19 protein-coding genes are annotated in these 25,964 nt (G+C 70.5%); 10 read left to right on the top strand and 9 right to left on the bottom strand.

The features are described 5' to 3' along the window. Positions 1-30: 30 nt before the first annotated feature. On the bottom strand, positions 31-627 hold the full coding sequence (locus ABT340_RS37355) for an HD domain-containing protein (RefSeq protein WP_352015638.1): 597 nt from the start codon (positions 625-627) through the stop codon (positions 31-33). 41 nt (positions 628-668) lie between these two features. Continuing rightward, positions 669-1,376 (bottom strand): hypothetical protein, encoded by a 708-nt coding sequence (locus ABT340_RS37350; RefSeq protein ID WP_352015637.1) that lies wholly within the window; start codon positions 1,374-1,376, stop codon positions 669-671. A gap of 146 nt (positions 1,377-1,522) precedes the next feature. On the opposite strand from ABT340_RS37350, the gene ABT340_RS37345 reads away from it, so the two are divergent. Both ABT340_RS37345 and ABT340_RS37340 read left to right on the top strand, forming a co-directional pair. Further along, the gene (locus ABT340_RS37345) at positions 1,523-2,644 is read left to right on the top strand and encodes a sensor histidine kinase (protein WP_352015636.1); all 1,122 of its coding nucleotides are present in this window, start codon (positions 1,523-1,525) and stop codon (positions 2,642-2,644) included. Then, positions 2,641-3,312, top strand: a complete 672-nt coding sequence (locus ABT340_RS37340; RefSeq protein ID WP_352015635.1) for a response regulator — start codon at positions 2,641-2,643, stop codon at positions 3,310-3,312. The genes ABT340_RS37345 and ABT340_RS37340 overlap by 4 nt, the downstream gene beginning before the upstream one ends. Before the next feature lie 45 nt (positions 3,313-3,357). On the opposite strand, the gene ABT340_RS37335 is transcribed toward ABT340_RS37340, so the two are convergent. Further along, complete coding sequence (locus ABT340_RS37335) at positions 3,358-4,230, bottom strand: sigma-70 family RNA polymerase sigma factor (protein WP_352015634.1); 873 nt, start codon at positions 4,228-4,230, stop codon at positions 3,358-3,360. A gap of 128 nt (positions 4,231-4,358) precedes the next feature. Here ABT340_RS37335 and ABT340_RS37330 point away from each other — a divergent pair, with 128 nt between their 5' ends. Both ABT340_RS37330 and ABT340_RS37325 read left to right on the top strand, forming a co-directional pair. Next, positions 4,359-4,772 carry a VOC family protein gene (locus tag ABT340_RS37330; RefSeq protein ID WP_352015633.1) on the top strand — a complete coding sequence of 138 codons (414 nt, stop codon included), beginning with the start codon at positions 4,359-4,361 and terminating at the stop codon, positions 4,770-4,772. A gap of 153 nt (positions 4,773-4,925) precedes the next feature. Further along, positions 4,926-5,342: a DoxX family protein gene (locus tag ABT340_RS37325; RefSeq protein ID WP_352015632.1), complete on the top strand. Its 417-nt coding sequence runs from the start codon at positions 4,926-4,928 to the stop codon at positions 5,340-5,342. Between the two features lie 296 nt (positions 5,343-5,638). Here the strand turns inward: ABT340_RS37325 and ABT340_RS37320 are convergent, their stop codons facing one another. After that, a complete protein-coding gene (locus ABT340_RS37320; RefSeq protein ID WP_352015631.1) occupies positions 5,639-7,339 on the bottom strand; it encodes a serine/threonine-protein kinase in 1,701 nt (566 codons plus the stop codon). A 226-nt stretch (positions 7,340-7,565) separates the two neighbouring features. Between ABT340_RS37320 and ABT340_RS37315 the strand changes: the two genes are divergently transcribed. Then, on the top strand, positions 7,566-9,614 hold the full coding sequence (locus tag ABT340_RS37315) for a sensor histidine kinase (protein WP_352015630.1): 2,049 nt from the start codon (positions 7,566-7,568) through the stop codon (positions 9,612-9,614). Positions 9,615-9,659: 45 nt separating this feature from the next. Here the strand turns inward: ABT340_RS37315 and ABT340_RS37310 are convergent, their stop codons facing one another. Next, positions 9,660-10,088 carry an STAS domain-containing protein gene (locus ABT340_RS37310; protein WP_352015629.1) on the bottom strand — a complete coding sequence of 143 codons (429 nt, stop codon included), beginning with the start codon at positions 10,086-10,088 and terminating at the stop codon, positions 9,660-9,662. 109 nt (positions 10,089-10,197) lie between these two features. Then, positions 10,198-11,991 (bottom strand): SpoIIE family protein phosphatase, encoded by a 1,794-nt coding sequence (locus tag ABT340_RS37305; RefSeq protein ID WP_352015628.1) that lies wholly within the window; start codon positions 11,989-11,991, stop codon positions 10,198-10,200. A 367-nt stretch (positions 11,992-12,358) separates the two neighbouring features. Here ABT340_RS37305 and ABT340_RS37300 point away from each other — a divergent pair, with 367 nt between their 5' ends. Both ABT340_RS37300 and ABT340_RS37295 read left to right on the top strand, forming a co-directional pair. Further along, a complete protein-coding gene (locus ABT340_RS37300; RefSeq protein WP_352015627.1) occupies positions 12,359-16,528 on the top strand; it encodes a SpoIIE family protein phosphatase in 4,170 nt (1,389 codons plus the stop codon). Beyond that, entirely contained in the window at positions 16,528-16,824 is a 297-nt protein-coding gene (locus ABT340_RS37295) for an STAS domain-containing protein (RefSeq protein ID WP_352015626.1), read from the top strand. The genes ABT340_RS37300 and ABT340_RS37295 overlap by 1 nt, the downstream gene beginning before the upstream one ends. A 52-nt stretch (positions 16,825-16,876) precedes the next feature. Here ABT340_RS37295 and ABT340_RS37290 read toward each other — a convergent pair whose 3' ends face one another. Further along, a complete protein-coding gene (locus tag ABT340_RS37290) occupies positions 16,877-18,052 on the bottom strand; it encodes a zinc-dependent alcohol dehydrogenase (protein WP_352015625.1) in 1,176 nt (391 codons plus the stop codon). Then, positions 18,049-18,591 carry an SRPBCC family protein gene (locus ABT340_RS37285; RefSeq protein WP_352015624.1) on the bottom strand — a complete coding sequence of 181 codons (543 nt, stop codon included), beginning with the start codon at positions 18,589-18,591 and terminating at the stop codon, positions 18,049-18,051. The genes ABT340_RS37290 and ABT340_RS37285 overlap by 4 nt, the downstream gene beginning before the upstream one ends. Positions 18,592-19,092: 501 nt before the next feature. Between ABT340_RS37285 and ABT340_RS37280 the strand changes: the two genes are divergently transcribed. The 3 genes from ABT340_RS37280 (at position 19,093) to ABT340_RS37270 (ending at position 24,625) form a co-directional block, all read left to right on the top strand. Next, entirely contained in the window at positions 19,093-20,679 is a 1,587-nt protein-coding gene (locus ABT340_RS37280) for a flavin monoamine oxidase family protein (RefSeq protein ID WP_352015623.1), read from the top strand. Between the two features lie 238 nt (positions 20,680-20,917). Then, entirely contained in the window at positions 20,918-23,965 is a 3,048-nt protein-coding gene (locus ABT340_RS37275; RefSeq protein WP_352015622.1) for a S8 family serine peptidase, read from the top strand. A 225-nt stretch (positions 23,966-24,190) separates the two neighbouring features. After that, positions 24,191-24,625, top strand: coding sequence for a hypothetical protein (locus tag ABT340_RS37270; protein WP_352015621.1), 435 nt, complete (start codon positions 24,191-24,193; stop codon positions 24,623-24,625). 118 nt (positions 24,626-24,743) lie between these two features. Here the strand turns inward: ABT340_RS37270 and ABT340_RS37265 are convergent, their stop codons facing one another. Further along, a complete protein-coding gene (locus ABT340_RS37265; RefSeq protein ID WP_352015620.1) occupies positions 24,744-25,643 on the bottom strand; it encodes a hypothetical protein in 900 nt (299 codons plus the stop codon). Between the last annotated feature and the right edge of the window lie 321 nt (positions 25,644-25,964).

Below are 25,964 nucleotides of genomic sequence, written 5' to 3'. Positions count from 1 at the left end.
GAGAGGCCGCCCTGCCGTACGCCCGCCCTCCTAGACCACGGCGCACCCGTAGGCCGTGGTGAAAGGCGTGAGATCGGGAACGCCGAAGGTTTCACACATCGCCTTGAACACGACGACCTTGTCCTCGCCGAAGCGCCGGACCCGGGTGGCGTAGGACGCGGCGGAGACGAATGTGGGCGGGGTGGACTTGCTGTGGAACTTGTCGGCGTACATCACCAGTCTCTCCTCACCCGACTCGGCGACATAGTCGGCGACGGGGATGGGAAGCCCCTGGTTCCGCACGTCGTCCCGGCTGATCCCCACTCCGGTGTGGCAGGAGCAGAAGCGGCAGATCTCCTCAGGGAATCCCTCCTCACGGAGGAGTTCGTGACCGAGCACGCCATGCCGTACGTAACGTGTGTGATCGAGTTCTCCGTCGGCGCCGTAAAGCCGGTAGACCCCGATGTCGTGAAGCAGGCTTCCCGCCCGCACAAGGTCCCTGTCGAGGTCGGATCCGGTACGCGCGAGAATCTGCTCGGCGATGCCGCACACGATTTCGCAGTGGGTGAAGACGAGCTCGAACGCCTCCCGCGTGGGCGCGTACTTCTCGTGGAGCGCGCGAATCTGTTCGTCTCCAGGAATCCGCATTCCGGGAGTCTAACAACGGGTGAGAACGGCGTTCGAGTGGCTCAGCCGAGGGTGCTCGCGTAGGCGAGCAGGCCGACGACCGCCGTGCCGAGCAGGGTGAGCAGGACGGAGCGGCGGCTCGGCCTCGGCCCCTCACGCACGAGCCTGAACCCCAGCGGCAGGAACGCCACGCACAACCCCAGGGTCCCGGCGATCGTGAACGCGTCCGTCCCCTTGAGCACGCCGAGCGGCACCGTCCCCATCGAGGCGAGCGCGATCGAGCCGGTCAGGCCGAGGACCCGGCTGCGGTAGGCGCCGAAGGCCAGGACGTACCAGCCGAACATGATCGTGAACGACAGGTAGCTGAACAGATGGGTGTCCTGGTAGGAGTCCTGGACGAAGGCCGTCGCGGAGTCCAGGCCGCGCCGCAGCACCAGCCGGAACGCGGTCTGGTTGATCCCGGCGTGGAAGGTGCGCTCGAACAGCCCGAAGATGACGAACGCCCCGCCCCACGCGGCCCACATGGGATGGGTCCGCCCGATCCCGCGGGCCAGCGTGACGACGGCGGGCCACATCAGCACGTTGCCCGCCAGGAACGCGGTGTAGCCGCCGATCACCAGGCCGGGAGCCCGCTGTACGGCCGCCAGCTGCTCGGTGAAGGAGAAGGGGAACGGCACCCGCGTCAACGCCCCCGCCAGCAGGAGCAGGGGTCCGACGATCATGGAGACCGCGCTGATCCGGCGGCCGGGGAAGCTGTGGTCGGTTGGCATGGCCCGACGATCGCACCGCGTCCCCCCGGGGCGGATCAGCCCTCCGTGGACACTTCCCGGTCAGCCCCAGGGCTGTCGTTCATCCCCAGGGATGATCCTCCCTGGGTGGATGTGTCCTGGTTCGGCGGCGCGTTACCGTACCGGTCATGCCCGCAGAGAAGCCCACCCGCCGTCAGGTCGCCGCCGATGTCATGACGGCCGTCGCGCTCCTGACCGTGGACATCGGTCTCGCGGGCAACCTGCTCATGGACCAGACCGGGTCCCCGTGGCGGCTCCCGGTCTCACTGGCCGTCGCCGCCGCGATCGCCGTACCGCTCGCGCTCAGGCGGTACCGGCCGTTCGGGGCGTTCATCGTGATCGTGGCGCTTTCGGCCCCCGCCGCCGCGCTCGGCCTGCTGTGGGACCCGTTCGTCGCCACGGCCTGCGCCCTGTACACGCTGACACTCGGCGCCCGCAGGGAACTCGCGGCACGGGCCATGGCCTGCGCCGCCGCCGCGACGGTGGTCGCCGCCGCCGTCGGTGACCTGCCGCTCCCCGGCGGCGCGTGGTGGTACGTCCTGGCCCTGCCGCTGCTCGGGGGTGCCTGGCGGTGGGCGCTCAACGTGCGTGAACGCCGTGACCAGGAGGCACGCCTGGAACGGCAGCGTGAGCACCAGGTGCTGGTCGACGAGCGGCTGCGGATCGCCCGTGAGCTGCACGACGTGATGACCCACGGGATGGGGCTGATCGCGGTCAAGGCGAGCGTCGCCAACCACCTGGCGCGGAACCGGCCGGAGGAGGCTCTCGACGCGCTGCGGGTCATCGAGGCGACGAGCAGGCAGGCGCTCACCGAGACGCGCAGGCTGCTCGGGGTGCTCCGGGAGGACACCGGACCGGCCCCCGTGCCGACCCTCGGCGGCCTCACCGAACTCGCCGAGCGGGCCGCCATGGCCGGGGTGGACGTCGAACTGTCGGTCGAGGGCGGGGACGACCTCCCGGAACCCGTCGAGCTCGCCGCCTACCGGATCGTCCAGGAGGCCGTGACGAACGTCGTCAAGCACGCGGCCCCGGCCCGCTGCCGGGTGAACGTCCTGGCCGGGCGGGGGGTCGTGACGATCGAGGTGACGGACGACGGCCACGGCGCCCCGTCTCCCGCGACCTCCCCGGGACACGGCATCATCGGCATGCGGGAGCGGGTCACGATGTACGGCGGGCGGTTCGCCGCGGGGCCGCTGCCGGATGGGGGATTCCAGGTGAACGCGACCCTGCGCTACGAAGAGGCGCTGTGACCGAGCCGATCCGGGTGCTCGTCGCCGACGACCAGGCCCTGCTGCGGGGCAGTTTCCGGGCGCTGATCGAGAACGAGCCCGAGATGACCGTCGTCGCGGAGGCGGGCACCGGCGCGGAGGCCGTCGAACTCGCCCTCGCCCACCTGCCCGACATCGTGCTCATGGACGTGCGCATGCCGACGATGGACGGCATCGAGGCCACCAGGCGGATCTGCGGGACGCCGGAGACCCAGGGGGTGCGGGTCCTGATCCTGACCATGTTCGACCTGGACTCCCACGTGTACGCCGCGTTGCGCGCCGGGGCGGGCGGGTTCCTGCTCAAGGACACCCGGCCCGCGGAACTGTGCGACGCGATCCGCCTCGTCGCCCGGGGAGAGGGGCTCCTCGCCCCGACCGTCACCCGCCGGTTGATCGCCGAGTTCGCCCGCTCCCCCGAGCGGCCCCCGGTGCTGACCCGCGAACTCCAGCTCCTGACCGAAAGGGAGCGGGAGGTCCTGACCCTGGTGGCGCGCGGCATGTCCAACACCGAACTCGCCGAGCGGCTACAGCTGTCACCGGCCACGGTGAAGACCTACATCGGACGGCTGCTGGCGAAACTCCACGCCCGAGACAGAGCCCAACTCGTGATCATCGCCTACGAGTCGGGCCTGATCAGCCCGAACCGCTGACCCCCCTCCCCGAAAACGGCGTTCCGCGCCCTGACCGGACGCCGGTCAACGCCGCTCCTCGTCACCGGCCAGGAGATGGACGATGTCGAGGTCGCGGAGCCGGTCCGGATCGGTTTCGACGGCGATGCGGGTGATCTTCCCGTCGTGGACGGTGAACGTGATGACGGCCTTCGGCCGGCCCCGGTGTGACCAGACGGCCGCCGGGACGCCGTCGACCAGGGCGAGCCTGGCGGCCTGGGCCCGTCCGGCGAAGAACGCCGCCACCGCTTCGGCGCCGCGGATCTCTATGGCCACGGCCTCCGGATCGAGCAACTCGACCAGGGCGGTGAAGTCCCCTCCTCTGGCCGCGGCGAGGAACGCCTCGACGATCTCCCGCTTCGCCGATCGCGCGGCGTCGGAGGCGTCGGCCGTTCCCCGCACCTGGCGCCGGGCCCGGCTCGCGAGTTGCCGGGCCGCCGCCGGGGAGCGGTCGAGGATGGCGCCGATCTCGGTGAACGACACGGCGAAGACGTCGTGCAGGACGAACGCGAGCCGCTCGGCGGGAGTCAGCGTGTCCAGCACCACCATCAGCGCGACACCGACCGAATCGGCCAGAAGCGTCTCCTCCTCGGGGGTGGCCTGGCCGACCGGGTGGGTGCTCGGTCGCGGTTCGGCCGGTTCTGGCGGCAGCGCCCCGGCCGACTCCTCACGCCGGGCCCGGCGCGTCTCCAGCATGTTCAGGCAGACCCGGGCGACGACGGTGGTCAGCCAACCGGCCGGGTTCTCCACCTGGCCGGTTTCGGCGCGGCCGACCCGCAGCCAGGCCTCCTGCACCGCGTCCTCGGCCTCGGTCGAGGAGCCGAGCATCCGATAGGCCACCGCGTACAGGCGGTTCTGGTGCTCGGCGAACCGCTCGCTCAGCCAGTCCTGCTCAGCCATCTGTCACATTCCTCCGTCCGTGCCTGTCATACCAATTGACCGGTGAACGCACGCCGATGTGACATCCGGGCCCCGGCCCGGATGTCCGGCCCGCCGGCGCACACCACCCCACGCACAGGGAGCAAGGCATGAAAGCGCACGTCAGCTCGATCCTTCTCGGAGTCCGGGACATGGACCGGGCCAAGCGGTTCTACACGGAGGGACTCGGCTGGAAGATCAAGAACGACTACGGCATCTCGGTGTTCTTCGAGTCGGACGGCGCCTCGCCCGTCGGTTTCTACGGTCGCGAGGGCCTGGCCGACCAGGTGGGCACAAGCCCTGAGGGCAGCGGCTTCAGCGGACTGGTCCTGACCTACGTCGTCCGTGGTGAGGCGCGGGTCGACGAGATCATGGCGGAGGCCGAGAAGGCCGGCGCCACAGTCCTCAAGCCCGCCGGTGCCCTGCCGTGGGGCGGGTACGGCGGCACCTTCGCCGACCCGGACGGCTACGTCTGGAGTCTCGGCTACAGCCCCCGGGGAACGGACCAGCCCTACGCGGAGTGACCGCGACCTTCTGCGCCAAGCCCGGGACGGTGGACCACGCGCCGCCGTCCCGGACGGCTGCACCCCGGCGCGGGGCGTGTCGCGATCCCAGCGAAGAGAAAAGACGCCTCCGGCAACGCGGAGGTCTGACCTGCCCCCGAAAGGGGAGAGCACATGTCGAAACACCCGAAGACTGGCCTGTACTGGTTCATAGCCCTTCAGTTCATGCTGGGCGCCGTGACCAAGTACTGGCCGGGAGACACGATATTCAGCACGGCGTACTCCGTGAAGTTCGCCGACTGGGGCTACCCCTCCTGGATGCGCTTCGTGGTCGGCGCCCTGGAAGGTGCCGCCGCCGTCCTGCTCGTGATCCCCAACCGGCGAACGCGCTTCCTGGGCGCCACAACGCTGATGTTCGTGCTCACCGGCGCGGTCACCACCCACATCGTCAACCACGACCCGGCGGTGGAAAGCTGGGCCGCGCCCACCCACCTCCTCATCATGGGCGTTCTCGCACTGGCCAACTGGCCCGCCGACTGGCGGGACCTTCTGCGGGCTCCTGTCGCCTCACCGAACGGATCACGGTCCTGAGCGTCCTGGTGGCGCGCGACCTGTCCGGCGCCGAACTCGCCGAGCGGCCACGGTGAGGACCCATGACCGCGACGGAGCCCAACTCCTGGTCACCGCCTACGGGTCAGGCCCGATCAGCCCGCGCCGCTGAAAACACGCGAACCATACCCAGCGGCAAGAAGCATCCGAGTGGATACCTTGGGCCATCTGGGGAGGGGGGATCCCGGTAGGGCGCACCTCGCCTACGAGAAGGGCCATCCCCTATTCGCACCGCACCCGTCACCACCGAGTGCTCGGGCGTCGGCCGTACCTGAAGGTCATTCGGCCGAGCGCCAGTCGCTGTAGGTCGTGGTGAAGTTCGACCTGTAGATGCCGGCGCTTCCGGTGGGGAAACACCAAACGAGGTCGAACACCTTCGGCCTGTTGTGCGAGTCGGTGGTCAGCCGGTAGGTGATGTACGAACGAGGGCTTTTCTCAGCGACATCCCCGTCCACCCAGAAGCTGAAGAGCTCTCGCAGGCGCCCACTCGTTCTGTCGATGGCCAGAGTTCCCGAGTAAGTGTGTCCTTTACGCTCCATCCGAGTGGAATTGGCCACCACCTCGCCGATGACGGACGGCCCGGCGGTTCCCGCGACCATGAGCGCGGTCCACTTGGGAGTGGCCGCCTCCAGGTCCGACAGTTCCTCCTTGCCTGGATAGAGGTCACCGCCGCGGACGACGATGTGACGGACTTCCGAGCCTCCGCCACCTGCGGTCTGGAGGTCGAAATCGTCGCGGCCGGTGTGGACGGTATGGTTCACCACCCGACCGGTCGCCTTCGCAACAGTGTCGCTCTGGGTGAATCCTCCTTCGAAGGAGAAGCTCGCCGCCGGGGTCATGGTCAACGCCAGGTCGAGGGCGGCGGCGAGTTCGGCGGTCGTCTTCGGCACTTCCGGCCGCGCCGGGGTGGCCGGGGTCGTCGAGGGTGACATCGAAGACGACACCGGGGCCGTCGAGGGCGGTATCGAAAGAGGCGTCGAGGCGGACGGAGTGGACGGAGGGGTGGATCGCGGCGGGGTGGCGACGAAAGTGGGCGAGGCGAACAGGCCGGCCCCGTCCGGCAGAGACCAGAGGACCACAGCCCCCACCCCCAGAACGGCGACGGCCGCGACACCGGCCATCACGCCCCGGCGGCGGCCGCTGTCCCGCTCCCGCCAGGGGACGTCCTCGACGGGAAGCACCCAGGTGTGGTCGAGCCGTGTCGTCAGTTCGTCGGCCCCGTCGATCCGCCACGCCTGCGACGCCTCCGCCAGGATCTCCCGCGCGGAGGGCCGCGACGCCGGGTCCTTGGCCAGTGCTCTGCCGACCAGCTCGCGCAGGGGTTCGGGGACTTCGGAGGTGTCCACCGGGTCGTTGAGGACCCTGAGCGCGAGGACCTCGGGACGGGCCGTGCCGTAGGGCGGTCTGCCGGTCGCCGCGTACACGGCGAGCAGTCCCCAGCCGTAGACGTCGGCGGCCGGTCCTGCCGACGTGCTGCGGTACTCCTCCGGGCTCAACCAGCCGGGGGTGCCGACCAGAGCCCCGGTGCGGGTCACGGACGTCCCGTCGAGGGCCCGCGCGATCCCGAAGTCCACGAGCTTGGGGCCGTTCGGCGCGAGGATCACGTTGGAGGGCTTGATGTCACGGTGCACGACGTCCACGGCGTGGACCGCGACCAGCGCCTCGGCCAGTCCCACCATGAGGCCGAACCACTGATCTCCCGTCAGGGGGCCGTCGGCCCGGACGTGGTCGCCCAGCGTCCGCCCCGGCACGTACTCGGCGGCCAGCCAGGGGCGTACCGCGTCCGCGTCGGATTCGAGGATCCGCGCGGTGCACAGGCCCCGTACCCGGGTGAGGACGGAGATCTCCCGCGCGAACCTCATCCGGAACTCCGGGTCTCCGGCGAGGGAGTCGTGGACGAGCTTGACCGCGACACGAGCACCGTCCGGGGCAAGACCGGCGTACACGACCCCCATGCCGCCCGCTCCCAATCTGCCCATGATGTGGTACGGACCGATTCGCCGAGGATCAGTGCCATCGATCGGGATCACTGAGAGTTTGTATCTCATTCCCGTCGTCGTGTGAACGAGCTGGCGGTCATCAGTGTGAAATCCGGCGCTTCCATTGATAACGCCCCTGCCACAATGGTGGTGAATCGTGACCTTTGTACCGCCCCAAAGGCACACTAGGGTCAGGCGAAAACAGGCGCCGGAAAGCGGGAGTGGGATGGCGTGGGCAGCCAGGGCGGTCACCGTCGTCCTGGCCGTGGTGTCTCCGTTGCTCGTGACCGCGGCCATATGGATCTACGCGACCCTCCCCGAGGAGTGGAAGTCGCCCGAGACCGTCACGCCGCTGACGGCGGCGGGGGTGACCTTCCCCGCGGTCGGCGCGTTCCTCATCGCGCACCGGCCCAGGCTCAAGCTGGCGTGGCTGATGTGCCTGGGCGGGCTCGGCGGCGCCGTACACGACTTCTGCCAGGCGATGATGCTGCTGACCGCCTCGCACGGGAACCTCACGCTCGCGGGGTTCCTGAGGTTCGCGGTGTATCTGGGCTGGGGGGTCTCCGGGCTCGCGCTGGAGATGCTGCTGCCGCTGTACTCCCCGGACGGCAGGCTGCCCTCGCGGCGCTGGCGGGCGGTGGTGCTGCTCGGCGTGGTGTCCACCGTCGCCGAGACCACCCGCCAGTTCATCCGGCCCGACCCGCCACTTGAGGGTTACCTGTTCCCTGCGGTCATCCACAACCCGCTGCAGATTCCCGAGCTGGCGCCGTACCACCAGACGATGCTGGTGGTGAACTGGACGGGGATCCTGGCGACGCTGCCGCTGGCGGCGCTGTCCATGCTGCTGCGTTTCCGCGGGGCGGACCCGGAGGTCAGGCGGCAGATCGGCTGGCCGCTGCTGGCGTTCGCCGGGTACATCGTGTTCATGTTCGTCGGCGTCGCCGCGCCTGAGCTGACCTGGCTGTCGATCCTGTGGGCGATGCTCATCCCGGTCGCGCTGCTGTTCTCGGTGATGCGCTACCGGCTGTACGGCATCGACACCATCGTCAGCCGGACCTTCGTCGCGGCGGGGCTGCTGGCCGTGGTCGGTGGGGTCTACTTCGGCGTGGCCGCGCTGTCGAGCCTGCTGGTCTCCGGCCTCGACCAGATCGCCGGGCTCGCCGCGGCCCTGTTCACCGGCGCGTTCTTCCAGCCGTTGCGCCGGGCGCTGCAACGGTCCATCGACCGCCTGCTCTACGGTCCGGTCGGCGACCCGCGTGTGCTCGCGGAACGGCTGGTCCAGGAGGTACGCCGGGGGGATCCGGCGCAGGCGCTGGCGTCGGTGATCGGCGTGCTGCGTGAGGGCCTGGCCGTACAGGGGGTCACGGTCGAGGTGACCGGCGGCGAGCCGGGACAGCGGGTCGGCGTGGCGAGCGCGACCAGCGGGCAGATCGGTGAGGCTCCCCGTGAGGTGCCGCTGGTCTGGCACGGCGAGCGGGTGGGGCGGCTGCTGGTCGGACCGCCGACCCCGCGCCGCTTCCCCGCCGCGCACGACGAGCGGGTGCTGGCCACGCTGGTCCCCTACGCGGCCGACGTGGCGCACGCGCTGCGGATGTCGGCCGACCTGCAACGTTCCCGGGAGCGCATCCTGAGCACCAGGGAGGAGGAACGGCGGCGGTTGCGCCGTGACCTGCACGACGGCCTCGGGCAGACGCTCAGCGGGCTGGCCATGACCATCAACATGGCCCGCCTCAGCCTGAAGACCTCCCCCGACGCCGCCGACGGGCTGCTGCGTGAGCTGCGCTCCGGCATGGACTCGGTCACCGGCGACATCAGGCAGCTCGTCTACGGCCTGCGCCCGCCCGCCCTCGACGACCTCGGGCTCGCCGCCGCCGTACGGGCGCTCGCCGGACCCGCCACCCCCGAGGGGCCCGTCACCGAAGTGAGCGTCGAGGGCGAGCTGGACGACCTGCCCGCCGCCGTCGAGGTGGCCGTCTACCGGATCGCGCAGGAGGCGCTGACCAACGTCCGGCGGCACGCGAACGCCACCCACGTCCGGGTCGAACTACGCCGCGAACCCGAGGCGCTGCGCCTGCTGATCGTCGACGACGGCGCCGGGCTGGCGCCGGATCGCCGCGCGGGTGTCGGCCTGACCTCCATGCGCGAGCGCACCGCGGAGCTGGGCGGGCTCTGCTTCGTCAGCGGCGGCCCCGGGGAGGGCACCACGGTCGAGGTGACGCTCCCCCTTCCCGCGGTCCCCTTCGCCGACACGCGGCCGGTGCCCCAGCACGGGTAGCCGGTCCCGCGACCCGGGGTCCGGGCGTGGCGCCAGCCGAGGGCCTCACAGGGAGGGCACGTGGCCCTGGTCGTTCGTGGAGCGCTCCCGGGCCTCGTCGAGCGCCTGGGCGAGGCTGTCGCGGATCATCAGGATCCGCGACAGGCCGGTCAGGTCAAGGACGTGGCGCATGAAGGGCTGCGGGGCGACCAGCAGCAGCGTCACCCCCCGCTGCTGGGAACCGGTGAAGGCGGCGACGAGGCGGCTCAGGCCGACCGAGTCGCAGAAGGTGGTTCGTTCCAGGTTCAGCAGCAGGTGGTCGCCGTCCAGCTCCTCCCACAGCCTGTCGATCACGGCGCCCAGCACGGGAGAGGTGTCGTAGTCCAGCGCACCGGACACGTGCACGATCGTCGGATAGCCGTCTGCGCCGGCCTCCACGGTGAAGGCCTGCTGCGCCTGCCCCGTCTGGTCGTTCTGGTCGGCGTGGTGCGACATGGCTTCCCTTCCACTGACAGGCGCCCCCTGCCGGTACACGGCTCTGGGACCACGGTAAGGCACATCCGGGCGTCCTGTGCGCCGCGCCGGCCCCGGGTGCCCGCCGGGCTCAGACATGCGGACGGAGCGGGACGCGTACGGCGAGCATGGCGACGTCGTCGTCGGCCTTCGGCCCGGCCATCTCGTCGGCCAGTGTCTCCAGCAACTCGGGCAGCGGCCGCTCCCCGTGGGCGGCCAGCAACGCGCGGGTGGTGCCGATGGCCTGCTCGACGTCCCGGCCGGGCCGGTCGACGAGACCGTCGGTGTACAGCAGCAGCGTCGAGCCGGGCACCAGGTCCATGCGGTGGTCGGTACGCGGTGGATGGCCGAGACCCGGATAGAACAGCACGTCGTGCTGGTCGAGCCGCCGGGTGCTCCGGTCGGGCAGGAGCAGCAGCGGAGGCGGGTGACCGGCGTTCGACCAGGTCAACGCCCATCCGGCGGCGCCGTGCTCCAGACGGGCGTGCAGGATGCTGCCGGTCGCGGGCAGTCGCAGGCTCAGGCAGGCGTGTTCGAGAGCGGTCAGCGCGGCCGCGGGCCCGAGCGCGGGGTGGTCGAGTACGGCCTGGCGAAGCATGCTGCGCACCTGTCCCATCAGGGCGGCGGCCCGTATGTCGTGGCCGGTGATGTCGCCCACGGTGATCGCCAGGGAGGACGTCACCGGCCCGTCGACGCCAGGCAGCGGGAAGCTGTCGTACCAGTCGCCTCCGACCATGTCGTCGGTGGCGGCGGGCCGGTACAGGGCGGCGCTGTCCAGTCCGGGCGTGGCGGGCAGGTCGGTCAGCATGGCGCTCTGCAGCTGACGGGCGACGGTGATGCGTTCGCCGAGGAACAGCGCGCGTGCCACGGTGTGCGCGGTGTAGCTGGCCAGCGCGTTCAGTGTCGCCTGTTCCACCAGGTCCGGCTGGTGGTGCCGATTCCAGCCGACCATGAGCACGCCGACCGGGCCGCGGCTGGCGATCAGCGGCAGGCACACCGCCGAGGTCAGGCCCAGGGAGTCGAACGCGGCCACCGCCTCGGGGCTGTACCGGGCCGCCAGGTCCTCCCGGCTGGGGATGGCGATCATCCGGCGATCGCGCAGCGCCCGTGCCGAGGGGAAGGGCGCCTCGGTGTCGTACTGGCCGAGGACCTCCTCGACCTCGTGCGGGCCGTCCGTGTCGGGCACCCGCGTCAGCCTGCCGTCCCGCAGCAGGCTCAGTCCGATGTAGTGCGGCGCCAGGGCGCCGATCACCAGGTGGCGCAGTCGCTGCCGCACGTCCTGGACGCTGGTGGCCTCGGCCATCTCCTGGGAGGCGCGCAGCAGCATCGCGGCGTTGGCCTGGGCGGTCGCGCGTGCCTCCTCCGCGGCCGCGCGGGCGTCCTCCGCGGCGCGGGAGGCCAGGCGTAGCCGCAACTCACTCGAACACGCCGCGGCCAGGTCGGCCAGGTCGGTCAGTTCCGCGTCGGTCCACCGGCGGGCGGTGGTGTCGACCGCGCACAGCGACCCCAGCACCCGCCCGTCCTCGTCGGTCAGCGGCATCCCCGCGTAGGCGACCATCCCCAGCTCGGCGACGGCCGGGACGGCACGCACCCGCTCGTCGAGGCGGGCGTCGGTCAGGACCAGCGGTTCGCCGTCCGTCACGACGTACCGGCACAGCGAGTGCGACAGCGGACTCTGCCGGCTCTCGGCCCATGGTCCTGTCAGGCCTGCCAGGCCGGGGAAGACCTGACGGTCTCCCTCGACCAGGGACACCAGCGCCACCGGTGCCCGCAACGTCCGGGCCACCAGAGCGGCGAAGCGCTCCATGTTCGTGTCCGCCCTGGCCGACAGGCCGGTCCGTCCTCGCTCTTCGCACCGCCTGTCCTCGGCGCCCTTGGTCGACATCGGTGTTCACCTGTCTTGTGTGATGCTTACTGGTCGTGGCGACGAGCGCCGAACCGGTTACTGCCCATGGACGGCCGATATGTGCCTGCGCTCCGGGGTGGATTCTCCTGCCCCGGGCCCTCAGGCCCTGGCCACCGTACTCCCGAGGGGTGCTTTTCGTACCTCGTCGGCCCGGCCACACGCACCGGAAAAAGACCGAATTGTCCTACAATGGGTGAAAAAATAATACAGCGGCCAAGGTAGCGGGGCGATGCCGGTGTTTTCTTCCCCACATCGGCAAGAGAACGGGACGTGCATCATGGGCCGTGGACGCGACCGGGACGAGTGGCGGCTTCGGGATCCGGTCAGGTGGGTGAAAGGGCGTTCGGTGACGCGTTCTGAAGACGCTGGGCGTGAACCGTCGGTGACGGCGGGAGCCGACGTGTTCGCCGTCGACGGCGAGATCGGCGGTGATCTCGCCCTGGTTGACTGGGAGGCGACCCCCCTCGGGTCACCGGCTCGCTGGCCGCAGAGCCTGCGGACGGCGGTGAGCATCCTGCTTTCGTCCCGGTTCCCGATGTGGATGGCCTGGGGGCCGGACCTGACGTTCTTCTGCAACGCCGCCTACCGGCGCGACACGCTGGGCCGCAAGTACCCGTGGGCGCTCGGCCGCCCGGCGAACGAGGTGTGGGCGGAGATCTGGGACGACATCGGTCCCCGGATCGACACCGTGCTGACCACCGGCAGGGCGACCTGGGACGAGGCCCTGCTGCTGTTCCTTGAGCGGTCGGGGTACCCGGAGGAGACCTACCACACCTTCTCCTACAGCCCCCTGCGTGACGACGACGGCCAGGTGGTCGGCATGTTGTGCGTGGTCAGCGAGGACACCGAGCGGGTCGTCGGCGGACGGCGGATGACGACGCTGCGGCACCTGGGCTCCGACCTCAGCGTGGTGCGCACCGAGCAGGAGATGCTCGCCTTCACCGGCAGGCAGCTCGGCCGCAACCTGCGGGATCTTCCCTTCACGCTGACCTACCTGTTCCAGGACGACGGCTCCGCCCGGCTGGCCAACGCGACCGGCGTCGCCCCCGGGCACCCCGCCGCCCCTGCGGCCCTGCCCGCCGGGGACACGGACGGAGTGTGGCCCGCCGCGACACTCGCCCAGGGAGAACCGGCGCTCGTGGACCTCGGGAGGGCTCCGTTCACCGCCCTGCCCACCGGGGACTGGCCGCAGCCGCCCACGCAGGCGCTGGTCCTGCCGCTGCTGCGACAGGGCGGCGGGCCGTACGGGTTCCTGGTGACCGCGCTGAACCGGTACCGGCCGCTGGACGACGGTTACCGCGGATTCGCCGAGCTGGTCGCCGGGCACATCGCGGCGGGGGTCGCCAGCGCCCGCAACTACCAGGCCCAGCAGCGGCGGGCCGAGGAACTGGCCGAGCTCGACCGGGCCAAGACCACGTTCTTCTCCAACATCAGTCACGAGTTCCGCACCCCGCTCACATTGATCATGGGGCCGCTGGAGGAGCTGCGCGGGCAGCTCGCCGAGGCGGATCCCCGGATACGCGAGGAGCTGGAGACCGTCCACCGCAACGGGCTGCGGCTGGGCAAGCTCGTCAACACCCTGCTGGACTTCTCCCGCATCGAGGCCGGCCGTATGCGGGCCCGCTACCAGCCGGTCGACCTGGCCGCCGTCACCTCCGACCTGGCCAGCGTGTTCCGCTCGGCCGTCGAGAAGGCCGGTCTGTCCTTCGACGTCGACTGTCCCCCGCTGGACGATCCGGTCCACATCGACTACGGCCTGTGGGAGAAGGTGATCCTCAACCTCCTCAGCAACGCGCTGAAGTTCACCTTCGACGGCTCCATCCGGGTCCGCGTGCGCGCCTGCGACGGCCACGCCGTGGTCACCGTCGAGGACACCGGCATCGGCGTGCCCGCCGGGGAACTGCCCAGGCTGTTCGAGCGCTTCCACCGCATCGAGAACACCCGGTCCCGCTCCAACGAGGGAAGCGGAATCGGGCTGGCCCTGGTGTGGGAGCTCGTCGGTCTGCACGGCGGCACCATCACCGCCGACAGCGTCGAAGGGGAGGGCACCACCTTCACCATCCGTCTGCCCTTCGGGCACGCCCACCTGCCCCCCGAGGCGCTGGCCCCGGCCACCGGTACGGCCCCGTCCCTCGCCGGGTCCCTCTCCGTGACCTCCGCCGCGGCCGACCCCTACCTGCAGGAGGCGCTGCGCTGGCTGCCCGACGATCCGACCGCCGAGACGACGGAGGCGGCGGGGACGGCTCCGGCCTCCGACCCCCCGGCACGGGTGCTGATCGCCGACGACAACGCCGACATGCGCGAGTACCTCGCCCGCATCCTGCGGGGGGCCGGTTACCTGGTCGACGCGGTCGGCGACGGACGGCAGGCCCTGCGGGCCGTCCGCACGACCACTCCCGACCTGGTGGTCAGCGACGTGATGATGCCCCACCTGGACGGCCTGGGGCTGGTCGCGGCGCTCCGGGCCGACTCACGCACCGCCTCGGTTCCCATCCTGCTGTTGTCCGCCAGGGCCGGGCAGGAGGCCTCCATCGAGGGCCTGCGGGCCGGTGCCGACGACTACCTCGTCAAGCCGTTCACCGCGGCCGAACTGCTGGCACGTGTACGGGCGAGCGTGGAACTGGCCCGGTTGCGCGGCCACCACGCCCGCTGGCGCACCGCGCTGATCGACTCCCTTCGGGAGGCGTTCTTCGTCTGTGACGAGAACGGCGCGGTCATCGAGATCAACGCCTCCTTCGCCGACATCCTCGGCTACGGGGCCGACGGCCTGCCGTACGCGCCCGCCCATCCCTGGTGGCCCGACGCCGAGACCGATCCCGAGGCGCACCGGCAGGTCGCCGAGTCCTTCGCGGACCTGCTCGGCCAGGGCCGGGGCAGCCACACCCTGCCCGTCACCCACCGCGACGGGCACCGGCTGTGGATCAGCGCCACCTTCAACCAGGCCCAGGACCCGGAAACCGGCCGCAGGGTGACCGTCGGCACCTTCCGCGACGTCACCGCGGAGCACTACGCCGTCCAGCGGGAGATCGCCCTGGCGTCGCTGAGCACGTGCCTGTCCCGGGCCACCAGCCTGGACGACGCGCTGCGCGGCGCGCTGACCGAACTGAAGAACCTCTGGCGCGCCCGGTCGGTGCTGGCCGCCGTCTTCGACGGCGACGACGAGCCGGCCCTGACCGCAACCGACGGCTCACCCGTCTGGCGGCTGCTGCCCGAGCGGCGCCGTGACGCCCTCACCGAACTGCGCGGACGGCCTCCGCTCTCCTCGGTGACCGACCGCACCGGGGCCGGCGTCCTCCTGGAGCACCCCGAGGGCCCGCTGGCCCTGTGGATCGACCTGGGTGACCACCGGCCCTTCACCGGTGAGGACCAGCTGCTGCTGTCGTTGCTGGCCGGGCATCTCGCCCAGGGCCTGGTCCGCGCCCACCAGATCGACCAGCAGCGCGAGACCGCCCTCGCCCTGCAGCGCGCCATCCTCGGCCCCTCCAGCCTTCCCGACGGTTTCGCCGTCCGCTACGAACCGGCCACCCCTCCCCTGGAGGTCGGCGGCGACTGGTACGACACGGTCACCCTGCCTGACGGCCGCATCGGCATCGTGGTCGGCGACTGTGTCGGCCGCGGGCTGGAGGCGGCGGCCGTCATGGGGCAGCTGCGCAGCGCCTGCCGCGCCCTGCTGCTGCAGGACGCCCGGCCGGGCCGGACCCTCATGGCCCTGGACCACTTCGCCGCCGACCTCCCCGGCGCGAGGTGCACCACGGTCTTCTGCAGCGTCCTGGATCCGCGCACCGGGCACCTGACCTACTCCAGCGCCGGGCATCCACCGGCCATCCTCGCCCACCCCGACGGCACCGTCCGCCTCCTGTCAGAGGGCCGCTCCGCCCCGCTGGCCGTCCTCCCCGGCAGGGCGCGTCCCGAAGGCCAGTGCGACATCCCCGCGCGCGCCACCCTGCTGCTGTACACCGACGGCCTCGTCGAGCGCCGCCGCCGCCCCCTGACCGCGGGCATCGACCAGGCGGGCGCGGCGGTCCAGGCGGGCCGGAACATCGCCGTCGACGATCTCGCCACCCAGGTCATGACCCGCCTGGCCCCGGAGGGGGGCTACGACGACGACGTCGCCCTGCTGCTGTACCGGCACCCCGCTCCCCTGGACGTGGTCTTCCCCGCTGAGTCGTCCCAGCTCGCGCCCATCCGTACGGCCCTGCGTGGCTGGCTCACCCAGTGCAGGCTCTCCCCACCGGTCCTGCAGGGCATCCTGCTCGCCGCCGGTGAGGCGTGCGCCAACGCCATCGAGCACGGGCACCGCGACGCCCCCGGCGGCACGATCCGCCTGCGTGCCGAGGCCTCCGTCGACGATCTGCGGCTCACCGTGACCGACAGCGGCCACTGGAAGCCTCCCCGTCCCGAGATCAACGCCCATCGCGGCCGTGGCATGGCCCTGATGCGCGCCATGATGCAGCACGTCACCGTCACCCCGGGTTCCACCGGAACCACCGTCGACATGCACACGAGGATCACCTGATGGCCACACCGCTCACCCTGGTCCCCGATCTCCGCCCGGACGGCGTCGCCCTGCTGACGGCCGTCGGTGAGATCGACATGAGCAACACCGACGTCCTCGCCGCCGCCCTCGAACGCACGACGGGCGCGGTCGTCCTCGACCTGACCTCCGTCGGTTACCTCGACAGCGCCGGCCTGTCGGTCCTGTTCGCCCATGTCGACCGGATCGAACTGATCGCCCCTCCTCTCCTGCTCCCCGTCCTGAACATCTCCGGGTTCACCGACCTGGCCCCCGTCCACGCCTCGCCGGGCGTCTGACCCCCGCCCTCGGGGCGCGGGGTGCTCCGGCGGCGTGGCGCCCAGGGCCCCCTCAGGGCTTGAGGACGACCTTCTCGCAGTCCTCCCGCTTGTTCTTGAAGATGTCGAAGCCGTACGGCGCCTGTTCGAGCGGCAGGGTGTGGGTGATGATCCGGGTCGGGTCGAGCTCGCCCCGTTCGACCAGCCTCAGCAGCGGCTCCATGTACCGCTGCACATGGCACTGCCCGGTGCGCAGGGTGAGCGACCGGTTCATCCACGCCCCCGCGGGGAACTTGTCGACCAGCCCGCCGTACGCGCCGATGACCGAGACCACTCCGCCGCTGCGGCACGACAGGATGGCCTGCCGCAGGGCGTGCGGACGGTCGGTCTCGGAGCGGACGGCCTGCTTGACGCGGTCGTAGGCGCCGATGTGGGCGCTGCCGTGCGTGGCCTCAAGGCCGACGGCGTCCACGCACTTGTCCGGGCCGCGCCCGCCGGTCAGCTCCAGCAGCCGGGAACGGACATCGGTCTCCTCGAAGTCGACCGTGGTGTGGCCCGCCTCCTCGGCCATGCGCAGCCGGTACGGTTCCCTGTCGATCGCGATGACCTCGGCCGCGCCGAGCAGTCTCGCGCTGTCCATGGCGAGCTGCCCGACCGGGCCCGCGCCCCACACGGCGACGACGTCGCCGGGCTGGATGTCGCACATCTCGGCGCCCATGTAACCGGTGGGCAGGATGTCGGACAGGAACAGCACCTGCTCGTCGCTCAGCTCCGACTCGATCCGCAGCGGCCCGACGTCGGCGAACGGCACGCGTGCGTACTCCGCCTGCCCTCCGGCGAACCCCCCGGTCAGGTGCGAGTATCCGAAGATCCCGGCGACCGGGTGGCCGAACATCTTCTCCGCGATCCCGGCGTTGGGGTTGCTGTTCTCACAGCACGAGTACAGCCGCGCCGCGCACGCCGCGCAGGCGCCGCAGGCGATCGGGAACGGCACCACGACGCGGTCGCCGACACGCAGCCGCGACGGGTCGACGCCGTTCCCGACCTCGACCACCTCGCCCATGAACTCGTGGCCCATGACGTCGCCGTCCTGCATCGTCGGCACGTACCCGTCGAGGAGGTGCAGGTCGGAACCGCAGATCGCGGTCGAGGTGATCCGGACGATCGCGTCACGGCCGTTGAGGATCGTCGGGTCCGGCACGTCGCGGACCTCGACCTTGTTGCGTCCGGCCCAGGTGTTGGCCCTCATGCCCCCGCCCCCTTCGCGAGTTCCTCCGCCGACAGGGGCCGCGCCGGACGCTGCGGGAACTCCCGGCGGGCGCGTTTGCCCCAGGGCGCCCCGTCGGATCGCATCACCTCACCGGTCTCCAGAACCTGCTTCAGCCTGCGCAGGTCGTCGTCGAGCTGCTGGTGCGGCTCCTCGCCGAAGTATCTGGCGACCGCCTTGCCGAGCGGGCCGCCCGGGATGTCGTAGACGAGCAGTACGTACACCTCCGTGCTCACGCCGTCCGGGGCCGGCGCGAACCGGACCCTTCCCGCGTTCGGCACGTCGGCGTCGCCGGTCGAGCGCCAGCCGATCAGCTCTCCCGGCACCTCGTCGGTGATCTCGGCGTCCCATCCGACCGTCCGGTCGAACGGGGCGCTCGCCGTCCAGTGACTCGTCCGTTCGCCCGTGACACGTACCTCGTCAAGGTGGCACATGAACGTCGGGAGGTTCTCCAGGTGACGCCAGAACGCGTAAACGTCCCGCGCCGGTTTGCGGATTGTCGTCGTGGCCGTCAATTCCATGGCTCCTCCTCTCCTGACTTCAGGTGCTACCGACCTCAGGGAGAGTTACACCTGTTGAGTGAGGAATAGTCGGATATATCCATATATTTCCGGTGCAGGCGAGCCACGAGGGCGCCACGCGGGGCGAGAACGGCGGAAGTCCCTGATCGGCGGCCCACCCGGCGAGAGCGGGCGACGACAGGGGCCGTCCCCGGCGAACGGCCATACCCCGCCCGCCGAGAGAGCGTGCAGAAACCATCAACAACCAATACAGAAACCGTCAATGACATTCCCGTCATAAAACGACAAACTGGCCTCGCACCTCCCCAGAACCTCCTGCTCTCCCGAGAGGCGCGTCTGGAGAACAGGCGTATCGGCCCCGTCGAGCTCAGCGCGTCGACGCCTCCCGGTTCGTGACCCCGGCCAGGTCGCCGTCAAACGGCTGTGGGCTCTCTCCCGCCCACGCTCCGCCGGGCGGCGCCCCACCGATCCCGACGCACTCATCCCCGTACTGGAGGGCGTATGTACCGTGACCGACTGACACGCCGGGCGTTCGTGAACCTGGTCGGACGCGCCGGTGGCGTGGGAGCCGCGTACGGGACGCTGACGGCGATGGGCCTGCTGGCCGTACCCGAGGCCTACGCCGGACGGCCGGACCTGACACGACACGGCGGCGGGCGGGGCGTCAAGGTCGCGGTGATCGGCGCCGGCGTCTCCGGCATGGTCGCCGCGCTCGAACTGTCGGCCGCGCAGTACGACGTGCGGGTCTTCGAGGCGCAGGAGCGGGTCGGCGGCCGGATCAGGACCTACCGCGGCGGGGACACCGTCGTCGAGAACGGCTCGGTCCAGCGCGTCGGCTGGGACCGCGACCCGGGCCTCTACTTCAACGCGGGGCCCGCCAGGATCCCCCACCACCACGAGGCGCTCCTCGGGTACTGCCGCGACTTCGACGTCCCCCTGCAGGTGTTCGTCAACGACAACCGCGCCGCCTACCTGCACGACGCCGCCGCGTTCGGCGGACGGCCGCAGCGCGCCCGCCGGGTGATCACCGACACGCGGGGAGCCGTCGCGGAGCTGGCGGCGCGCGCGCTCAAGCAGGACCTGGACCGTCCCATGTCGGAGGAGGACCTCGCCCGGGTGCGTGACTTCATCCAGGGGTTCGGCGGGCTCGACGGGAACTACCGCTACACCGGGTCGCCTGACGCCGGATACTCTGAGCCGCCGGGGGGACCGGAACCGGGCCAGGTCCTCGAACCCCTCGACCTCGTCGAGATCTCCAAGGGCTCGTCGCTGCGCTGGCGCGCGCTGTTCAGCGAGCAGTATCCGCAGCAGTCGACCGTCGTGGAGCCGACCGGCGGCATGGACGCCGTCGCGCGGGCCTTCTACCAGCGGACCCGGCGGTTCATCACGCTCAACGCGCAGGTGACGAAGCTCAGGCGCGCCGGGTCCGGCGCCCAGGTCACCTGGCGTGACCGCGTCACCGGGCGCGTGCAGGTCTGGGACGCCGACCACGTGATCGTGACGGTCCCCCTCACGGTCGTCAACGCCATCGACAGCGACTTCTCGCCGCCCGTGAAACGGGCCGTCGAGGCGGCGGTCCCCTACTACATCCCGGCCGTCAAGATCGCGTTCCAGGCGGACCGGTGGTGGGAGAAGGACCACCAGATCTACGGCGGCATCTCGTGGAGCAGCCGGGACATCACCCAGATGTGGTACCCCAGCTCGAACCTCCACGCCCGCGAGGGCATCCTCGTCGGCGCCTACATCTGGACACACGACATCGGGAACTCCTTCTCGGCGATGACGCCCGCGCAACGCGCCGCCGCGGCCGTCGCCGACGGCGAACACCTCCACCCCGGTTACCGGAACCTGGTCCGGCGTCCCGTCTCCGTCGCGTGGCCGAACGTGCCCTTCCAGGGAGGTGCCTGGATCGACTGGGGGGACGATCCGGCCACCCGCCGCGACGTCTACTCCGTACTGCTGCCGCCGGACGGGCCGTACTGGTTCGCGGGCGAGCACATGAGCCACATCAACGGCTGGCAGGAGGGCTCCATCCGCGCGACCCACAACGTGCTCCACGGCATCCAGGCCCGCGTCACGCACGGGTAGCGCAGGCTGTACCCCGCCCCGGCAGCGGGCGGGATCGATCACGGCGTGCCCCCGCCGCCATGCTTGCCCCATGACGGCCGGCCCACGAGGGCCGCGACCAAGGACCGCCTGACAGGCGTGTCCTCCCCCACCAGTGCTCCGCGGCCGAGGAAGGTCCCTCCTCGGCCGCGGGAAAGTCACGTGGACCTCCCCGGGGGAGGTCCGGTGTCCCGAACTCCGGCGGACGCTAGGAGAACACATGTCCCATGCCCTACGACGTACTTCCTTATCCCGGGCACTCGTCGGCGTGCTCGCCCTGCTGTGCCTGCTCCTCCCCCAGAACGTGGCGAACGCCAAGCCGTACGAGCCCGGCAAGATCACGGCGAAGGCCCGCGCGAGCCTGAAGGACGGCAAGGCCGCCCTCTGGGTCCGGCTGAAGGGCGAGGCCGACCTCAGCCCCGCGTCCAGAGCCACGACGAAGGCCGCCAAGGGCAAGGCGGTCTACGACGCCAAGACCGCCTACGCCGACCGGTCCCAGGCCGGGCTCCGCGCGCTGCTGACCAGGCGGCACGCGGAGTTCACCCCGTTCTGGATCGTCAACGCGGTGAAGGTGACCGCCGACGAGAAGCTGGCCGAGGAGATCGCCGCCCTGCCCGAGGTGACCGCCGTCGAGCCGGTGGCCAAGATCGATATTCCGAAGGAGCCCGGACCGAAGCCGGACAAGGCTCGTTCGAAGGCGGCGGCCGGGGTCGAGTGGAACATCGACATGGTGAAGGCCCCGCAGGTGTGGAACGACCTGCACAACCGGGGCGAGGGCATCGTCATCGGTGTGATCGACAGCGGGATGGACTTCACGCACCCGGCGCTGATCGGGTCCTACCGCGGCACACGGGCCGACGGGTCCGTTGACCACAACTACAACTGGTTCGACGCCTACGGGGCGTGCCCCTCCGCCGCTCCGTGTGACTCGATGGGGCACGGCACACACGTGACCGGCATCGCGGCCGGAGCGAACGGCATCGGGGTCGCGCCGGGTGCCAGGTGGATCGGCTCCAACGGCTGCGGCAGCGACTGTACGGAACCCGGGCTGCTGGCGACCGCCCAGTGGATGATCAGGCCCACCGACCTGAACGGCGAGAACCCCCGCGAAGATCTCGCTCCGGACGTCGTCAACAGCTCCTGGGGCTGGGCTCCGAACCAGGTCGGGATCGACTTCCGGGCCTCCGTCAACGCCTGGATCGCCGCGGGGATCTTCCCGGTCTTCGCCAACGGCAACGAGGGGAAGGAAAAGCCGTGCGACACGAGCCGTCACCCCGGAAGCTACCTTGAGACCTACAGCGTGGGAAACCTCGACTCCACCGGGAACGTCTTCGACGAGTCCAGCCGAGGGCCGGGTGAGAACGGGGACATCAAGCCCAACATCTCCGCCCCCGGGACGGAGATACGCTCCTCGACCCCCGACGGGGGTTACGGGCACATGACCGGAACCTCCCAGGCGGCTCCACACGTGGCGGGCGCGGTCGCGCTCGTCCTGTCCGCCGCCCCCTCCCTGCGGAAAAACGTCAGCGCCATCCGGGCGCTGTTCGACGACACCGCCGTCGACATCCCCGACACGAGCTGCGGCGGGACGGCCGACGACAACAACGTCGCCGGTGAGGGCTCCATGGACGTCCACGCCGCCGTGCTGGCCGCGCCGGACGATCCGCTCGGCGACCTCCACGGCACCGTCACGTCGAACGGGCAGCCCGTGCCGGACACCGAGGTGAGGGTCACCGGTCCGTCCGGCCGTACGGCGGTCAGCGGCCAGGACGGCGTCTACTCCATGCCGCGTCTGTCTCCCGGCGTCTACCAGGTCACCGTCTCCAGGTTCGGCTACCAGGACTTCACCGGGACGGCGACCGTCACGGACGGCCAGACGGCGACCGCCGACGTCGCACTGACCCAGAAGCCGGGCGGCGTCGTCTCGGGGACGGTCACCGTGGCGGGCGCCCCCGCCGCGGACGCCACGGTCGTCGTGACCGGCACGGGGGCCAGGACGGTCACCGACGCCACGGGCCACTACCAGATCAGGCTGCCGTCCGGCTCCTACCACCTGCTGGTCGGCGCCTCACGGTGCGACACCTCCGCCGACGAGCAGATCACCGTGGCCGGGAACATGACCAGGAACGTCAGCCTTCAGCGGCGCACCGACGACTTCGGCTACACCTGCGAGGTCGGCACCGAACCGTACGTGGCGGGCACCCAGCGCCTCGCACTGCCCCCGGAGACCACGACCGAACGGGTGGCGCTGCCGTTCCCCGTGCCGTTCTACGGCGCTTTGAAAAACGAGATCTGGGTCGCCCCCGTCGGCCTCGCGACCTTCACCGAAGTCTTGATCGTCGGCGGCGAAAACGATTCCCTGCCGTACGCCGATGTTCCCGATCTGGCGATCTATCCGTTCTGGGACAGCCTCATGCTAAGCGGCAACGCGGGCGTCTACACCGCCACGGTGGGTACGGCCCCGCACCGGTCCTTCGTGATCGAATGGCGCGATGTCGCGATCGTGGGTTCGGATGATCACGTCTCGTTCTCCGCGCTCCTCGGTGAGGACGGCACGATCAGCTACCGCTACAAGGGCATCGGCACCGAACGGAGCGGGGGCAGAGGCGCCACGATCGGCATCGAGAACGCCGACGGCACCGACGCGCTGCTCTACTCCTACAACACGGCCTCCCTCACCGACGGGCAGAGCCTGACGTTCGTCGCCGCCGACCACGGCGTGGTGCGCGGTACGGTCACCGACGCCAACGACGGCCGGCCGGTGGCCGGGGCGACGGTGACCTTCCCCTACGTGGCCACGTTCACCACCGGCCAGGACGGCACCTTCTCCGGTCAGATCCGGGCCGGGAACCACACCGCGCAGGTCTCCGGGGAGAACTACGGCACGACCACCCGGCAGGTGACCGTCGTCGCGGGCGACAGCACCACCATGGACACCGAGCTGATCACCGGAAAGGTCGTCGCCGCCCCCACCCAGGTGAGCCTGACCGCCCCGCCCGGCACCACCAGGACCGCGACGGTCACCCTCACCAACCAGGGCTGGCCGACCCCCTACGACGTCACCGCCGAATCCACCCAGTCCGGCTGGCTGAGCGTCTCGCCCCTGACGGGCGGACTCCTCAAGAACCAGTCGGCGACCCTGACCGTCACCGTCTCGACCGCCGGTCTCGCCCTCGGCGACACGCGGGAGGGGGAACTCGTCATCCACTCGACCAGCGCGCGCCAGCCGGTCATCAAGGTCCCGGTGACCCTGACGGTGCCCGAGTAACCGGGTCGTCCGGGATTCCCGGTCGTGCGAAGCTCGTCTCCCCACTCATCCAGATAACCGGGAACCAGGGCTTCCTCCCGAAACAGCCGTCATGAAGATGACGGTGAACACCGCGGGCCTTGAGTTGTCCCAATCGATCGCCAGGTGGCTCCTCTCCATGATGAGGAGCCACCTGAATCCTGTTCCGCATGGATACGGTCGCCGGCAGCCCTAGGGTTCGATCTCATGAGACGAAGCACGTGGACCGTGTGGACGAGGTCGGCGCTCGTGCTGGTGCCGGCCGTCCTTGGGGCCGCCTTGGTCATCGCTCCCATCTGGCGGGACACGGTTCGTCTCGAAGCCTTCCGCGAACGCGTTCTCGACCTTCCTCTCCCGCCACGGACGCGGAGCGTCTATTCGACGGACCGTGACGTGGTCTTCGGACCGAACCTGGTCGGCGGTAGCGGGTCCTCCTGCGACTACCGCGTCAGGCTCACGCTCCGGACGGCGCTGACGCCGCAGGAGATCCAACGCTTCTACAGAAACGTGTCGGTCGCGGGAGCCGAGACGAGGGCGGAGATCTCCCTCTTCTTCGAAGACGAGGAAGTCGCCGGTGGCCACCGGTTCGTCCTTGAGGCGTACGACTCCCACGACTGGGACGGGGACTGGCGCTGCGCCTGACCGCCCCTCGCGTACGGCCCCGGCGAACGTACAGGAGTCCATCCAAGGCATTACGGAAATTTCCTGAAATACGCAGACGATCCCCCCGGGGCCGCACCCGGAGGGGATCGTTCGGCGTTCAGAGGGTGCAGTTCTTCTGGGTGTCGGTGCGGACGCTTCTGCCGGTGAACTCCTCCAGGATCGCGATGTTCGCCGGGGAGTAGTTGGTCGCGGTGATCCGGTCGGCGTCGGCGCTGCCCAGCTTGCCGGTGTACGGCGCCGACTTCTCCAGCCAGTAGGCCGTGCGCAGGAACTGCGTCAGGACCAGCTCACGCAGCTTCGGCTCGTTCTTGATCCTCGTCCAGTAGTCGGGGTGCCTGCTCTTGGCCACCCGGAGGTAGAGCAGCAGGTAGCGCAGGTTGGTCGCGGCGATGTCGCGGGCGTTGCTGGCGCCGATGCCCCTGATGTACTCCTGGAGGACCGTCACCGCGGGCAGGCCCGTCAGTCCGGCGTTCAGCTCGGCCAGCACACCCTGGAGGTGATACTCCCCCTGGGTCCGGTCACGCAGGTAGATGCCGTCCATGGAGTCGCTGAGCCGGTCCTGGATCAGCGGCAGGATCTCCTTGCGGGGGAACCCGTCGTACAGCGGCACGACCGTGTCCTGCCGGGAGGCGTTGATCCAGGCCGCGGTGTGCACGTTCCACCTGGTCCGCGCCGGGTCGAGGTCCCACATGTGGGTCTCCTCGTGGATCGCCACCATCATCGACTCGGCGAAGGCCTCGAAGCTGCTCGTCTGGACGAACTGGGTCCAGTACTTGTCCCTGGCCTGGGCGACGGCCAGTGCCTGGCCGCTCGGCCACCGCCTGCCGTACACCGCCTGGAGCGTCTGCATCCAGTTGGACGAGGTGAACCTCGCCCTGAGGTCGCTCACGTCCGCGGTCGGCTGTGAGGGTTCCTCGTAACAGTAGGGGGCGGCAGTGGCGGTGGCGGAGGCGGTGGTGGTCACCGCCAGCGGGGGAAGCGCGAGAAGCGCGGTCACGAGAGACAGAATGCGTTTTCGACTCACCGGGCCCTCATTCCTGAGTGGACGCGCCGCCGGGCAGGCAGGGCACGGACGGCCGCCGCTCTTTCGTCGTCACGGTGGATCGTATGAACCCGGTTTTCCTAGGGAAAATCCCATTTCGGGATAACATCATCGAGTGCCCACCCGGCCCTGACCGCCGTCCGCGCAGGTCAGAACCGGTGTTCAGGGCAGGTCGGTGAACCGCTCGATCTGCTTGGTCTTGCCGGAGACGATGATGACGTCGCCGTAGGCCAGCACGGTCTCGGCGGTGGCGTAGGTGAACTCCTCCCCCGGAGG

Source organism: Streptosporangium sp. NPDC000239 (genome assembly GCF_040300765.1).
GTDB lineage: Bacteria > Actinomycetota > Actinomycetes > Streptosporangiales > Streptosporangiaceae > Streptosporangium.
Note: the sequence above shows the minus strand (reverse complement) of the source record. Positions and strands in the feature narration are given on the sequence as shown.